Annotated in this window: 2 protein-coding genes; both read right to left on the bottom strand. The window is 35.8% G+C overall.

Translation table 11 applies throughout. The features are described from left to right. On the bottom strand, nt 1–648 hold a 648-nt coding region (locus AC1DTM_RS28695), incomplete at its 3' end, for an ABC transporter ATP-binding protein (RefSeq protein WP_477001514.1). A gap of 14 nt (nt 649–662) precedes the next feature. Next, nucleotides 663–964, bottom strand: a 302-nt coding sequence (locus AC1DTM_RS28690) for a FecCD family ABC transporter permease (protein WP_477001513.1), incomplete at its 5' end; no start/stop codon positions are given.

Here is a 964-nt window from a genome sequence, read left to right as displayed (position 1 = left end):
CCCTTCCTTCATTGCAATAATCTCATCTGAAAATCTAGCTGCATGGTTAATATCATGTAATACCATTACGACCGTACAATTATGTTCTTTATTTAATTTCTCCACGATTTGCAGTACATCTAATTGATGAGACATATCAAGGTATGTAGTTGGTTCATCAAGTAATAAGACTTCTGTCTGTTGTGCTAACGCCATTGCTAGCCAAACCTTTTGTCTTTGTCCACCTGATAAATTTGCAATTTGTCTCGTACGAAATGCTGACGTTTTAGTTACGTCTAATGCCCAATCAATCATTTCTTTATCTTTTGCCGTTAACTTATTCACGTTATTGCGATGTGGATAACGCCCATAAGAAATTAATTCTTCTACTTTAAGTTCTCCTGGAGCGATTGGATTTTGCGGAAGTAACGCTAATTGCTTTGCAATTTCTTTCGTTGGAATTGTATTTAAATCTTGTCCTTGTAAATACACTTTTCCGCTTTTTTGCTTTAAAATTCTTCCCATTGTTTTTAATAATGTCGATTTCCCACAACCATTTGGCCCTATAATTGTCGTTACTTTTCCTTCTTGTATTTCCACATTTAAATCGCGAAACACGGTAAGCTTTTCATAACTTGTTTCTAAACTTTTTGCGCTTAAAATACTCACTTTCATTCCCCCTCTTACGCTTTCGCCTTATAAAGTAAATATAAGAAATACGGTACGCCGACAATTGAAATAACAATTCCAACCGGTAACTCTACAGGTGTGAATACTGTTTTTGCAATAAAGTCTGAAGCAATTACAAGAAACATTCCAATTACTCCGCACGTAGGAATTACATGCTTATGCTGTATACCGACAAGTCTTTTCGCTATATGCGGTGCCATTAGGCCAATAAAACCAATACTTCCTGAAACAGCAACGCATGCACTCACAAGTCCTATACTACTTAATAGTAAAATTGATTTCTCTCGTTCTACTG

The organism is Bacillus sp. P4_D3 (genome assembly GCF_056401855.1).
This window is presented reverse-complemented; position numbering and strand designations above follow the sequence as displayed.